The sequence below is a fragment of the Janthinobacterium sp. LS2A genome, assembly GCF_036543145.1.
GTDB classification, from domain to species: domain Bacteria; phylum Pseudomonadota; class Gammaproteobacteria; order Burkholderiales; family Burkholderiaceae_D; genus Janthinobacterium; species Janthinobacterium aestuarii.
In genome coordinates, this window is sequence record NZ_JAZHPB010000003.1 from 425,331 (window position 1) to 439,977 (window position 14,647).

At 61.0% G+C, this 14,647-nt stretch carries 7 protein-coding genes; 3 read left to right on the forward strand and 4 right to left on the reverse strand.

Features of this window, described 5'->3' with window-relative positions; translation table 11 throughout:
• Window positions 1-4: 4 nt before the first annotated feature.
• Genes V3C40_RS12130 through V3C40_RS12140 form a run of 3 tightly spaced genes read right to left on the reverse strand, consistent with a single transcriptional unit; the run spans window position 5 to window position 3,932 of the window.
• Window positions 5-1,114 (reverse strand): ABC transporter permease, encoded by a 1,110-nt coding sequence (locus V3C40_RS12130; RefSeq protein ID WP_128140440.1) that lies wholly within the window; start codon window positions 1,112-1,114, stop codon window positions 5-7.
• Between the two features lie 9 nt (window positions 1,115-1,123).
• Window positions 1,124-2,062 (reverse strand): ABC transporter permease, encoded by a 939-nt coding sequence (locus V3C40_RS12135; RefSeq protein WP_034760169.1) that lies wholly within the window; start codon window positions 2,060-2,062, stop codon window positions 1,124-1,126.
• Window positions 2,063-2,090: 28 nt separating this feature from the next.
• Window positions 2,091-3,932 (reverse strand): ABC transporter substrate-binding protein, encoded by a 1,842-nt coding sequence (locus V3C40_RS12140; RefSeq protein ID WP_331777551.1) that lies wholly within the window; start codon window positions 3,930-3,932, stop codon window positions 2,091-2,093.
• 624 nt (window positions 3,933-4,556) lie between these two features.
• Here V3C40_RS12140 and V3C40_RS12145 point away from each other — a divergent pair.
• The 3 genes from V3C40_RS12145 to V3C40_RS12155 all read left to right on the forward strand — a co-directional run bounded on the left by V3C40_RS12145 (window position 4,557) and on the right by V3C40_RS12155 (window position 13,361).
• Window positions 4,557-7,337: a TonB-dependent receptor gene (locus tag V3C40_RS12145; RefSeq protein ID WP_331777552.1), complete on the forward strand. Its 2,781-nt coding sequence runs from the start codon at window positions 4,557-4,559 to the stop codon at window positions 7,335-7,337.
• A gap of 177 nt (window positions 7,338-7,514) precedes the next feature.
• Window positions 7,515-10,187 (forward strand): TonB-dependent receptor, encoded by a 2,673-nt coding sequence (locus V3C40_RS12150; protein WP_331777553.1) that lies wholly within the window; start codon window positions 7,515-7,517, stop codon window positions 10,185-10,187.
• Window positions 10,188-10,541: 354 nt separating this feature from the next.
• Window positions 10,542-13,361 carry a TonB-dependent receptor gene (locus V3C40_RS12155; protein WP_331777554.1) on the forward strand — a complete coding sequence of 940 codons (2,820 nt, stop codon included), beginning with the start codon at window positions 10,542-10,544 and terminating at the stop codon, window positions 13,359-13,361.
• Between the two features lie 88 nt (window positions 13,362-13,449).
• Here V3C40_RS12155 and aroG read toward each other — a convergent pair whose 3' ends face one another.
• The gene (aroG, locus tag V3C40_RS12160) at window positions 13,450-14,514 is read right to left on the reverse strand and encodes a 3-deoxy-7-phosphoheptulonate synthase AroG (RefSeq protein ID WP_034760477.1); all 1,065 of its coding nucleotides are present in this window, start codon (window positions 14,512-14,514) and stop codon (window positions 13,450-13,452) included.
• Between the last annotated feature and the right edge of the window lie 133 nt (window positions 14,515-14,647).

Here is a 14,647-nt window from a genome sequence, read left to right on the forward strand (position 1 = left end):
ACTCCTATTTCACTTTGGGGTCGAGCGCATCGCGCAAGGCATCGGTAAACAGCGAGAACGCCGTCACCAGCACGGCCATCGCCGTGGCAGCGGCTGTCAGCTGCCACCATTTGCCCAGGATCAGTTCATTTTGTGCCTCGTTAAGCATGCTGCCCCACGAGACGGTACCCACCGGCACGCCAAAGCCGAGGAAGCTCAGAATCACTTCGGCCTTGATGAAGCCCACCACGAGGATGGACATCTGCACCAAAGCCACGTGGCTCACGTTGGGGAAGATGTGCGAGAACATCTTGCGCCAGTGCGAGGCGCCGATGGCGTCGGCCGCCATCACGTATTCGCGCGCCTTGTGCTTGATGTATTCGGCGCGGATCAAACGGTACGGCCCCGTCCAGCCCGTCAAGCCGAGGATCAGCACGATGGTCAGCACGCCCTTTTGCTGCAGCACGGCCGCCACCGTCAAGATCATCAGGATGGATGGAATCGACGTAAAGATGCTGTAGAACCAGTTGAAGAAATCATCGACGACGCCGCCGAAATAGCCCGACACGGCGCCAAACAAGGTGCCCAGCACGACGGCCAGCAAGGCTGCCACCAGGCCCACGACGATCGACGTTTCACCGCCCTTGATGGTTTTCTGAATAATGTCATGGCCCCACTTGTCGGCGCCGAACGGCAGTGTCGCCGCCTTGTGCGTGACGAGTTTCTTGGCCTTGCCCATGCCGGCGCGCAAGGCCGTCAAGTCGTCGGCCAGCGGGTCGGTAACGCCGTACATCTCCACGCCAGCCGAAGGATTGCTGCCCATCTGGGCGCGCAGTTCGGCAATGTCGTCGGCCAGCGGATCGAGCACGTTGACGGGGGTGGGCGCGCTGCGCTCATCGGCCAGGGGAATGGCGCCATCGGCGGCCACGTCCTTGTCGGCGCCGACAAACGTGGGCGGCGCATAGCTGACGGCCACTTCGTCTTCCCAGTTCGAGGCGACCAGGCCGCTGGCGGAGGCCAGTACCAGCAGGAAAAAGGCGCCGACCACGGCCAGCGATACCATTGCAATCTTGTCGCCGCGCAAACGGCGCCACGCCAGGGCCCACAGGCCGGGCGATGTATGAGGTTTCGACATCGTCTCTTTCTACTTCAGTTGTACGCGAGGATCGACCGCCTGGTACAGCAGGTCGGTGAGCAGGTTGAAGAGCATGGTGGCGGCGGCAACATAGACGGTGATCGCCTTGATCACCGGAAAGTCGCTGCGCTCGACGGCCAGGATCACTTCACGCCCGATACCGGGGATGCCGAAGAAGCGCTCGAGCAGGAAAGCGCCGATCAGCAGGGCCGGCAAGTTCGACATCACATAGGTAATGATGGGAATGGCGGCGTTGCGCAGCACGTGCACCCACATGATGCGGCCTTCCTTGAGGCCCTTGGCGCGCGCCGTGCGCACGTAATCCTGGTTGGCCTCGTCCAGCACGAAGGTGCGGAACAGGCGCAGGGTCGGCGCGATCGAGACGGCCAAGCCGATCAAGATCGGCAAGGTCGAATAGCGCAGCAGGTTTTCCCAGAAGCTGTCGCCCCAGCCCTGCACGGGGAACAGGCCCAGTTTATAAGCAAAGCCATACTGGAAGACGATGATGTAGACGAGAATGGAAATCGACATGCCCACCGTGCAGGCGATCATGACGGCGCGGTCCGTCAGCGAGCCGCGCACGAAAGCGATGGCCAGCGCCAGCGCCACGCCAAAAAACGTTTCCAGCACGGTCAGCGGGATCAGGACCATCATCGACGGGCCCAGGCGCGAGGTGATGATGTGCGACACGGATTCGCCCGTGGCCCAGCTCTGGCCGAAATCGAACGTGACGATCTGCTTGATGAAGATCCATAGCTGCACGTAATACGGCTGGTCGACGCCGAGCTGGCGGCGGATGTTGGCGATGCTTTCCGCACTCGACATCTTGCCGGCCAGGATATAGGCGGGGTCGCCACCCACCCAGTTGAACAGGATAAACACCAGCAGGACGACGCCCAGCATGGTGGGCAGCATCTGCCACAGGCGGCGCAGGATATAAGCAAACATAATGATTCCTTGTTGTTATAAGCTGCGCTTATTTTTTAGCCGAGTCGGCAGTTGGCGCCACCGGCGCACCGTTGCTGTCGATATCCATGTACGCCCACTCCTGGAACAGGATCGGGTGCTTCTTGTAGCCGAGCACCGACTTTTGCGCCAGCATGTTGCGGTAGCGCGCATAGCCGATCAGGGCGCCCGCGTTTACTTCCAGGCGGCGCGCCATCTTGTGGAACAGCTCGTCGCGCTCGGGGCTGGCCGGCATGGCCTGGCTGGCCGCGTACCACTTGTCGTATTCGGGATCTTGGTAGCAGCCATTGTTGTTCTGGTGCGTGTTCGGGCCGTAGAACAGCTGCATGAAGTTGTCGCCGTCCGGATAGTCGGCCAGCCACGGCGCCGTGCGCGTCTGCATCTTGCACTGCTTTTCCGTCTTTAAAATGTCGGAAAAGATCATGCGGTCGTTTTCCATGCGGATGCCCAGCGAGTTGTAGGTCTTGCGCCACATTTCCGCCTGCAGCACGCCGTTCGCTTCATTGCGCGAAGCGTAGCGGATCAGCAGCGGCTTACCGTCCGGCAAAGTACGCCAGCCATCGGCGCCCTTCTTGTAGCCGAATTTGTCGAGCAATTTGTTTGCCAGCACGGGATCGTATTGCAGCAGGGATTTGTAGTGAGGATCGTAGCCGACGACGCCGGGCGGGATCGGATAGTCGAGGCGCTTGGCCTGGCCATTCCAGATGATGCGGATTTCTTCGTCAATATTGTGTGCCATGGCAATGGCACGGCGCAGGGCGATCTTTTCCTTGCTGAAACCGCCCAAGGTCGGATCTTCCATATTCCAGTAGTAATAGCTGATCTCGGGATCAAGCAGGCGCGACAGTTGCACGCCCTTCTCCGCCAGTTCGGGACGCAGCTTGCCGTTGAGCAGCGCTTTCGGCGCCAGCGGGCCATCGAGCCAGAACACGTCCGTGCCGCCGCTCTGGAACGACAGCCAGCGCGACTGGTCTTCGATCATGACGGAAATTTCAATGCGGTCGATGGCGGGAATGCGCTTGCCCTGCATCTGGCGCACGATGCGCTGGTCGTCCGGGTCGTCGCCAGCCAGGAAATTCCACGTTTCCGGCAAGTGCTGCGGGTTGCGGTTCAACACGATGCGGTTGCCGCGCGTCCATTCGCCCAAGGTGTAGTAGCCGGTACCGACGGGATTCGAACCCACTTCGCCCTTCACGTCGCCATACTTTTCCACCACTTCGCGCGCCACGGCGGACGTGGGCACGTAGGCGAGGATCATGGGGAAATTGAAATCGGTCTTGGTGAGGGTCACGCGCAGGGTGTACGGGTCGAGGATTTCCAGGCCGGCCACCTTCTTGCTGTAGTCGAGCTTGTTCGACTTGGCCGCATCCTTGGCCAGGTCGTCCAGTCCCACTACCTTGCCTTCGAACAGCCAGCTGTGCGGCGAGGCCAGGCGCGGGTCGAACAGGCGCTTCCACGAATACACGTAGTCGGCCATCGTCAGTTCGCGGCGCTTGCCGCCGAACGCCGGGTCCGGCGTGTAATACATGCCTTTTTTCAGGCGGATGGTGTAGGTCTTGCCGTCGGCGGACACTTCCGGCATGGCAGCCGCGGCACCGGGCACCACCTTGACGGGGCGCGCCAGGTAGTCATAGGTGTACAGGGTGTCGAAGACGGCCTGCGTGATGTGGTTCGAATACAGGTCGCGCGCGGTAGCGGGATCGAAGCCCGTCTCGGCGGCCGGCAGGATATAGCGCAAGGTTTTCACCGGCGCGGCCGCAGCAGCAGGCACGGCATCGGCGGCAATGGCCGCCAGCGGCAGGGTGGCCAGGCAGGCGAGCAGCGCCACGCGCCGCATCCATGGTGACTTCATGTAATACCCTTCATCTCGATTATCTGTCGCACCGTATTGGTGCGCTTGTACTGGCTTCCCCCTGGGATACAGGATTCCACCGCCAAAACCAGTCCATCCTCGCAAGATCTATGCCTTGCTCATCGCCAGCCCCGACCACATGCAGGCAAGCCGGAAAAAGGCGTAACGATAACGCATATTCTGTTCGCCGGGCGAAAAGCCGCAGCACTGGCGTGCCGCGCAGCCACGGCCGCCAGCCTCGCGGGGAGAATCTTCCGCAGCGCAGCATAGGCAAGCGGCGCCCACGAAAAATCGGCCTGCCAGTACCCCTTATGGTTGTCAATGACAGCTGTTTTTATGGCAGTACGGAAAATACGCATCGCACTGCAACATTAAAATAATTGCAATTATTGAAACGCATCAACATGATAAAAAACACTGTTGTTTCCATGCTGAAAGCAGATGTGTGCGCGTTGACAAGGTTTCTCGCCAAGTGGTCTTATCAATCACGACGGCTCACAAGATATGCCGTTTGATCCATGGCGATTGCCGACGCAGCAATCTTTATCACCCTGGCAAAGCTGTGCCGCACAAGGGCCGGCCGAGCACACTTTCGGAGTTCTGAGAATGATGATGGAAACAGTGATGTCCCGCTCCGTACGCCTGATTTTTTCGGGTAGCGTAGCAGCGCTCAGCCTGGGCATGATGGCGGCGCCGGCAATGGCGCAAGACGCCAATGTACAACGTGTGGAAATTACAGGCTCGAGCATCAAACGGGCCACGGCCGAGACCGCATCGCCGGTCCAGGTCATCAGCCGCGACGACTTGATGAAATCGGGCAAGGCCACCGTCGCCGAATACCTGCAAACCCTGACCGCCGATGGCGCCGGCTCCCTGCCGACGGGCTTCGGCAACGGCTTTGCCGCCGGTTCCACGGCCATCTCGCTGCGCGGCCTGGGCGCCACCTCGACCCTGGTCTTGCTCAACGGCCGCCGCATGGCGCCGTTCGCGCGCGCCGATGACGGCCAGAAGAGCTTTACCGACCTGTCCACAGTGCCGATGCAGATCGTCGAGCGCATCGAGATCCTGAAAGACGGCGCCTCGTCGACCTATGGCGCGGACGCCATCGCCGGCGTCGTCAACATCATCCTGCGCAAGGACTTCGAGGGCCTGACCCTGAAAGGCGACACGGGCATCTCGGGCGACAGCGACGCCAAGCAGCACCGCGCCTCGCTGACCTTCGGCAAGGGCAACCTCGATACGGATAAATTCAACTTCGTCGTCAATGCCGAATACAGCAAATCGGACATGCTGATGAACAGCGACCGCGCCGGCCGCAAATGGATAGGCAAGGCCGACCTGCGCCCGTATGGCTATGCGATCAACACCCAGTTCGCCGGCGGCTACATCAATGGCAACAACGATGCGAATGCGGCACCGACAGGCCTGATCCGCGACCCCGTCACCAACAACTATGTGGCGCTGCCCGGCTGCTCGAGCTTGTCCGTGTCTTCACCGCAAGATCCGAAGGGCGGCTGTTTGTGGCACCACGACCAGTTCCGCGCGATGCAGCCGAAGATCGAATCGATCAACCTGTACACGCGCGGCACCTGGCAAGTCAATGCCGACACCCAGGTGTATGCGGAAGCGGGCTACTCGAAGCGCGATACGGCGTTCGCCATGATACCGCCGTCGGTCACGCCCACCGTCGCCTTCCCGCCGAACGCCGGCAACAAGGCGGGCGTCATCAACTACGCCACCGGCACCGGCACCAGCATCGTGCTGGCCGCCAACCACCCGCAAAATCCGTATGGCGTGCCGGTGCGCGTGCGCTACCAGGCGTTCGACGTGGGTGCCAGCACGCGCACGGCCAACAACGAGTTCAACCGCATCGTGCTCGGCGTCAAGGGCAATGCCATGGGCTGGGACTACGATGCCGGCTACACGCATTCGGAATCGAAACTGCACCTCGATTACAGCAACATGCTGAACATGGCCGTCGTCAGGGATGCGTTGGGCAATCCGAACAGCCAATATTTCCCGTACTACATCGGCGCGCAAGCGGGCAAGAATCCCGCATCGCTGTACGCGGCCATGGTGACGAACGCCACCTCCGATTCCACGACCAAGCTCGACATCATCGACTTCAAGGCCACGCGCGAACTGATGCAGTTGCCCGGTGGCGCCATGGGCCTGGCGATCGGCGCGGAACACCGCCGCGACAAGCTCGACAATCCATCGCTGACGGGCACGGAAGACGGTTCCATCAACGCCAGCTACGTGGCCGCCAAGGGCGACAGCAAGGTCTCGGCCGTGTTCCTCGAAGTGCTGGCGCCCGTCATCAAGACGGTGGAACTGTCGGGCGCCTTGCGTTACGACAAATACGACCGTTTCTCGTCGACCACGCCGAAACTGGGCGCCAAGTGGACGCCGCTGAAAACCTTCGCCGTGCGCGGCACGTATTCGGAAGGTTTCCGCGCACCGGGCCCGGCCGAAAGCAACGCCGATTCGCAATCGACGGGCACCTCGACCGTGAGCGATCCCGTGCGCTGCCCGGGCGGCACCCGCCTGCCGGGCGCCAATGCCAGCGACTGCGAACTGCAAGTGGCGGCCGTCAAGGTCGGCGACCCCAGCCTCAAGCCGGAAAAATCCAAGGGCTACACCCTGGGCCTCGTGTGGGATCCGTTCAACGATACCAGCCTGTCGCTCGATGCCTGGAAGATCAAGCGTGAAAACGAGATCAACCCGCTGCCGTACAACGAAGCGGCCGCCCTGCCGACAGCCATCCGCGCCGACAACAACCTGACCATCAATGGCGTCGTCACGCCGAACACGGGCACCTTGCTGATCACCAAGGCGCCGTACCGCAACTCCAGCTTCACGGAGATCAAGGGTATCGACCTGGATGTCAAGCAGCGCGTGCGCCTGGGCGACTACGGCCGCGCCACGTTCGGCCTGACCTGGACCCATATCGCTTCGTGGGTACGGGCCGAGTCGTCCACCGTGCGCTACCAGTTCGCCGGCACGCATGGCAATTGCGACACGTCCAACTGCGCCGGCACGCCGAAGGACAAGATCAATCTGACCGGCTCGTGGGACCTGGGCAACTGGAACGTCAGCGGCGTGCTGAACTACCGTTCGGACATGAAGAACATTCTGTTTGAAGGCAAGCCGTGCGCTTCCAAGCTGGCCGACGGCACCGCGGCGCCGAACGGTTGCAAGCTCGCCTCGTTCACCACGCTCGACCTGTCGAGCCGCTGGAACGTCAACAAGCAGTTGCAATTGTTTGCCTCGATCAACAACGTGACCGACAAGATCGCGCCGCTCGACCCGCTGACCTACGGCGGCATGAGCTACAACCCGATGGATGCCAGCGGCGCCATCGGCCGCTACTTCAAACTGGGCGCCAGCTACAAGTTCTTCTAAGCCGACATCCGTATCCTGACGCAAGGCGGTGAGCAATCACCGCTTTTTTTTCGTCCGGACTGTGGCGCCAGGTCGCTCATCCGCACAGCTCTTGTGCCAGCACAAACCTTAGCTGCTGCGCGCCTGTAAAACTCCCTTGCAGGCCACTTGGCCAAACCCACGCCACAGGAGTGTCAGATGACGCAAACCCGCATTCCCTCCCCCACCTTGCGCCTGCTGTGCGCAGCCTTGCTCGGCGCGTATGGCCATGCGGCCATGGCGCAGGACACCGGCACCGCCGGCGAGCCCGCCGCCATGCAGAGAGTCGAAGTCACCGGTTCCTCCATCAAGCGCCTCGTCTCGGAAACGGCGACGCCCTTGTCCATCTTCAAGGCCGAGGATTTCGCCAAGCAGGGCTTGACGACGGCCCAGGAAGTGCTGAGCAAGATACCCTCGAACGCGTCGAGCATGGGCAGCGGCAATGCAGTCGGTGGCAATACCAGCGGCTTGCCCACGGGCGGTCAGGCCAGCGCCGACTTGCGCGGCCTGGGCGGCGACAAGACCCTGGTCCTGCTCAACGGCCGGCGCATCGCCAACCATCCGTATGACGGCGCCAGCGTCGACCTGAACATCATCCCGATTGCCGCCCTGGAACGTGTCGAAGTGCTGCGCGACGGCGCCTCGGCCATCTATGGCACGGACGCCATCGGCGGCGTCATCAACTTCATCACGAAGCGCTCCGTCAACGTCACGAATATCACCGCCGAGGTCGTCTCGCCCGAACACAAGGGCGGCGGCGAGCACCGCGTCAACCTGTCGACGGGTTTCGGCAAGCTCGACACGGAGGGCTACAATATTTTCGGCGTGCTCGACTACCACAAGCAAAAAGTGCTGACGTCGCAGGACCGTGACTTTTCCAAGACCGGCATCATCCCCTCGCGCGGGCTGTCCATTACCAGCGGCACGACTTTCCCCGGCAACTACTTCGATGCGGCGGCCACTGGCGGCGACGGCTTGGCCGGCAATCCCTACGCGGCCAGCGGTTGCCTGCCGCCCTTGTCGGTGGCAGCCGCCAACGGCACCTGCCGCCAGGATTACACGCGCCAGATCGACAACCTGCCCGCACAGGAACAGCTGGCCTTCTTCGGCAAGGGCGCCTTCAAGCTCGGTGGCGGCCATTTGGCCACGGTGGAATACCTGCATTCGGAAAACAAGGTGAAGGCACGCACGGCGCCGCCGCCGCAAACGGGCTTGATCCTGCCCAGCACCAGTCCATACTATCCGGGCAATGCGGGCGGAGTGCCGGCCCAGCCGGGCCTGTCGGGCCAGCCGCTGAGCGTCAACTGGCGCCCCGTGGAAGCAGGCCAGCGGCAGATCGATTCGGATGGCAAGGCGGACCGCCTGGTGCTGGCGCTCGAAGGCGAGCTGTCCGGCTGGGACTACAAGACGGGCCTGAGCCACGCGATCAGCAAGTCGTCGGAAAAGTTCACGGGTGGCTATGTGCAGGATGCGGGCTTTGCCGCTGGTGTGTTGAACGGCATCCTGAACCCGTTCGGCGTGCAGGACGCGGCCGGCAAGGCTTACCTGGACAGCACCGCCCTGCGCGGCGAGGTGCAGAACGCCAAGGTCGCCACCACGGGCTTCGACATCAAGGGCAGCCGCGAACTGATGCAGCTGGCCGGCGGCCCGCTGGCCATCGCTTTGGGTGGCGAAGTACGGCACGAAAAGGCCGACTTCAATGTCAACCGCGATATCGCCGGCCAGGCCGCCAGTTCCGGCTTGTCCGGCTCGCTGTCGAAGAGCGGCTCGCGCACGATCCAGGCCGTCTTCGGCGAAGTCAACCTGCCCTTGATCAAGGATCTGGAAGTGCAGCTGGCCGCCCGCTTCGACCACTACAGCGACGTGGGCAGCACCACCAATCCGAAGCTGGCCCTGCGCTACCAGGCCAGCAGCGCGCTGGTGCTGCGCGGCTCGGCCAGCACGGGTTTCCGCGCTCCCACCTTGTTTGAAAAGAATGCGCCGCCATCGAAGAACGATACCAACGATACCTACGACGACCCCATCCTGTGCCCGGGCGGCGTGCCGCAGCCCGGCGCCAATCCCCTGCGCGATTGCGACTTGCAGCAATTCAAGCTGCAGGGCGGCAATGAAAACCTGAAACCGGAAAAATCCACCACCTTCGCCGTCGGCCTCGTGCTCGAACCGATCAAGGAAGTCACGCTCGCCATCGATTACTGGAACATCCATTTGAAGGACAAGATTTCGTCCTTGCCCGAGCAATCGATCTTCGGCAACTACGAAAAATACAAGGCTTTGTTCCTGCGCAATCCCGATGGTTCGCCCTACGCCATCCTGGACTTGAACGACAACCTCGGCGAAGTAAAAACCGACGGTATCGACGTCAGCCTGAATGCGCGCCTGGCCCGAGGCGCGTATGGCGATGTCAGCGTGTCGGTCGATGGCACGTGGACCCACAAGTATGACTATCAGAACGAGCGCGGCGGCGAATTCATTGCCAACGTGGGCCGCTACGCGGACAACAATCCCGTGTTCCGCTGGAAACATACGGCGGCGCTGAACTGGCGCCTGGGCAACTGGGGCGCCACCGTGTCGCAATCGTTCAAGTCCGGCTACACGGACCAGAATCTGGTCGAGCCGCCATACCGCCACGATGTGCCGTCATACAGCCTGCTCAACGTGTCGGGCAGTTACGTGTGGAAAGGCTTGTTGCTGACGGCCGGCGTGAAAAACCTGCTGGGCAGGGAACCGCCATTCTCGAACCAGGGCACCCTGTTCCAGAAAGGCTATGACCCGCGCTATACGGACCCGATCGGGCGCGCCTACTACTTGCGCGGCAGCTATACGTTTTGAGGGAGTGACGGACGAAAGACAGACCAGACGGCGCTGGCCAGCGTGTGCCAGCCATGCCAAAGACGGCGCCATCAGCGATGATGTGCGCCGTTTTATTTTACGCATCTGAGCAGGACTGACAAGGGTCCGCGATACTTTATTGCTGAAGGATTACAAAAAAAACAGGGAAATGTTGCATTTCGTCCAAAAAGTCCGCACGAAATTGACAATCTGAATCGTGAATGTTTTGATGAGGGCCCTGAAAATTTACAGAATTTTCATTGGTGGATTTGTAAAAAGGCAAATAAATTGTTAGTAAGCAACAAGTTATTTCAAAATAATTGCCGCCTTTATCACAATAACAAGGAATTTCAGATGATGATAGAAAATGTAATATCGCGGTCGCTGCGCCTGATGTTTGCAGGCGGCATGGCCCTGAGCATGCACGCCGCGTATGCGCAAGAAACAACAGATGGCACCATGCAACGCGTGGAAGTCACCGGTTCGAGCATCAAGCGCATCGCTTCCGAAGCGTCGCTGCCGGTGCAGTCGTTCAACCAGAAAGACATCAAGAAAACCGGCGTCACCACGGTGACCGATTTCATCCAGCAAATTCCTGCGATGCAGGGCTTCTCCGTGGCCGCCGATTCGGTGGGCGGCGGCGGCGGCGGCGTCACCACGGCTTCGATCCACGATATCGGCGCAGCCTACACGCTGGTGCTGCTGAACGGCCGCCGTATTGCGCCATCCAATTCCGGCACCACCATCGACCTGAACTCGATCCCCCTGTCGGCCATCGAGCGCGTGGAAGTGCTGACGGACGGCGCCTCGGCGCTGTATGGCGCCGACGCCATCGCCGGCGTGGTCAACTTCATCCTGAAAAAAGGCGCATCGCCGCTGGAAATCAATGCCAAGTACTCGCGTCCTGAAGAAAAAGGCGGCGCCAGCAACTCGATTTCCATCAGCAAGGGCTTCGGCGACATCGACGAAGACGGCTACAGCATCTTCGTGTCGGCCAGCCATGACGAACAAAAATCGCTGAAAGCATCGCAGCGCAGCTTCGCGAAAAGCGGCATCATCAATTTCAACGATCCGAAGAACGGCAAGGCACTGCAATTCATCAACGGTTCTTCGCGCTCGGCGCCAGGCAACGCAACTGTCGATTACGATGCCATCGATCCTGCCACCGGCAAGACAGTCAGCAAGTCCGTCAACCTGAACCCGTACGCACTGGCCCATGGCGGCAAATGTGCTGCCAGCAACATGGATTTCTATGGTGACGGCAACTGCTATTTCGATTCGCCATCGACCATCGAAATCAATCCCGAATCGAAGCGCGACGCCATCTTCAGCTCGGGTACCGTCAAACTGGGCAAAACCGGCTTCCAGGGTTTCTATGACCTCGCCTACACGGAAGCGCGCGTCGTCGCCAGCATTGCGCCGTACCCGGCCGATTTCTCCGTCGATGTCGGCTCGCCGCTGTTCAACAAATATCTGGCGCCGAACCTGACGCCAGCGCAACTGGCCAACGCCACGGGCGCCGTCGCCAAATACCGCCTGTCGGAAATGGGCAACCGCGTCTACGATTATGGCACCAAAGCCACCCACATCGTCGCCGGCATCGATGGCAATGCATTCGGCTGGGACATCAACTCCGCCGTAACGTACTCGAAAAACAAACAGACGCAAGAATACGTCAGCGGTTTCCCGCTGGCCGACAAATTCGACGCGCAAGTAGCCGCCGGCAATATCGACCCGTTCGCCTACCCGGTCGGTTCCATGCCGGACGCCATGCGCCAGGCACTGCTGGGCACGGGCTTCAGCGGCACCTACAACACGCAAACCGTGGAAATGAAGGGCATCGACGGCCGCGCTTCGCGTCCTGTGTTCTCGCTGCCAGGCGGCACGGCCATGCTGGGCGTGGGCGCCGACTACCGCAACACCTCGTACAAGGTGCAGCAGGCGAATGTTGCCAAACAGGCGCAGATCCTGTTTGACAATGCACAAGTCGACAGCGAATACGCACGCGACAATGCCGGCGCCTACGCCGAGCTGATGATGCCGATCTCGAAAAAACTGGAAATGACCGGCTCGCTGCGTTACGACCAGATCGGATCCATCGACGACAAGCTGACGGGCAAGACGGTAGGCAAGAAAGAAAACGCCACCACCTGGAAAGTCAGCGGCAAGTATTCCGCCACCAAGAGCCTGATGTTCCGCGCCGCTGCCGGCACCGGCTTCCGCGCCGCCAGCATGCAGGAAATCGCCGGTCCACTGGAAGACTGGGGCGTCACGGGCGGTAACTATCAATGCCCATTGACGGCAGCAAACGGCATGGGCGGCCATCCGCTGGCCAGCTACTGCAGCGGCGTGGGACGCCAGCAATTCGAAGCCTTCCAGGGCGGCAACCCGGACCTGAAGCCGGAAACGTCGAAGCAATGGAGCATCGGTACCGTGTTCGAACCAATCGACAGCCTGTCGATGTCGTTCGACCTGTGGAACGTGGAAATCCGCGACCAGGTGACCGCCGTGTCCGAAGGCCTGATCTTCAACGATCCTGCCAAGTACGCCAATCTGTTCACCACCAAGCACATCAGCTCGACGGGCAAGGACGTGCTGGCCATCAAGCTGCTGCCGATTAACATCGGCAAGGTGGAAAACCGCGGTATCGACTACGACTTCACCCACAAGATGAAGCTGCTGGACGGCCGCCTGACGAGCCGCCTGATGGGTACCTACCTGCTGCGTTCGCGCTACACGACGCCGGGCACCGATGATCAATGGGAAACCAGCCTGAATCGCTACGGTTCGAACGACAAGGTCAGCTTCCGCAACATCATCCGTGCCACCACCACGTATGAGACGGCCAAGTTCACGCATACGCTGAGCGCCAGCTACCGCAATGGCTACACGGACAAGGAACAGACGGCGAAAGACTGCGCCGTGATCGTGGCCGGCAGCCCTGGCGAATGCTATGGCATCCAGCTGGAAGTGCCAAGCTACACCACCTTCGACTTCCAGACAGCCTACCGTCCGATGAAGAACGTGGAAATCACGGGCGGCATCCTGAACCTGTTCGACCGCAATCCGCCGTTCACCCTGCGTAACACGGGTTCGCATCAAGTGGGCTACAACCCATCGTACTCGAGCGCCCTGGGCCGCCAGTTCTACCTGAGCGGTTCCTACAAGTTCTAAGCTGACGGCATCTGCTCTCGGCTGAAAACTGAAAAGCCCGGAAAGCTTAGCTTTCCGGGCTTTTTTTCATGCTGCGCGCCACGTCACTTTATTCCGCGTCGCCCTTCAAGCGGCGCTGCTTGACGGCTGCCGCCAGGTTTTCCAGCACGGCCACGCTGGCGCTCCAGTCGATGCAACCGTCCGTGACGGACTGGCCGTAGATCAATTCCTTGCCCGGGATCAAATCCTGGCGCCCCGCCACCAGGTGCGACTCCACCATCACGCCGACGATGCGGTCGTCGCCGCCCGCCACCTGGCTGGCGATGTCGGCGCACACGGGAATCTGGTTTTCCGGTTTTTTCGAGCTGTTCGCATGCGAGGCGTCGATCATCAGGCGCGCCGCCAGGCCTTGCGCCGCGATCGCCTTGCAAGCGTCGTCCACGCTGGCCGCGTCATAGTTCGGCGTTTTGCCGCCGCGCAGGATGATGTGGCAATCCTCGTTGCCGTTGGTCGAGACGATGGCCGAGTGGCCGCCCTTCGTGACGGAAAGGAAATGGTGCGGCTGCGAGGCGGCCTTGATGGCTTCCACGGCGATTTTCACATTGCCGTCCGTGCCATTCTTGAAGCCGACGGGACAGGATAATCCCGACGCCAGCTCGCGGTGCACCTGCGATTCCGTCGTGCGCGCGCCGATGGCGCCCCAGCTGATCAGGTCGGCGATATATTGCGGGCTGATCACGTCGAGGAACTCGGTACCGGCCGGCAAGCCCAGCTCATTGATATCGCGCAACAGTTCGCGCGCCATGCGCAAGCCGTCGTTGATGCGGAAGCTGTTATCCATGTACGGATCGTTGATCAGGCCCTTCCAGCCCACCGTGGTGCGCGGCTTCTCGAAGTAGACGCGCATGACGATTTCCAGTTCGCCCGCAAAACGCGCACGCTCCTTCACCAGCAGGCGCGCATATTCCATCGCCGCCTTGGTGTCGTGGATGGAGCAAGGCCCGATCACCACCATCAGGCGGTCGTCCTGGCCGTGCAGGATACGGTGCAGGGCAATGCGGGCGCTGGCGGCTGTCTGTTCGGCTTGCTCCGAGCAGGCGAATTCGCGGATCAGGTGGGACGGCGGGGTCAATTCCTTCATTTCGCGAATTCGCAAATCATCGGTGCGGGGCATCATTTTCTCCAAAATTTAAGGATGGGTAAAACATCTGGGTAAAAAAAAACCGCCATCAGTGGCGGTTTTTTAGAATTTGCTGGGATCTCGTTTTGCTGCTACGTGAACCGACCGCTACTCCACCGCCTTTGGG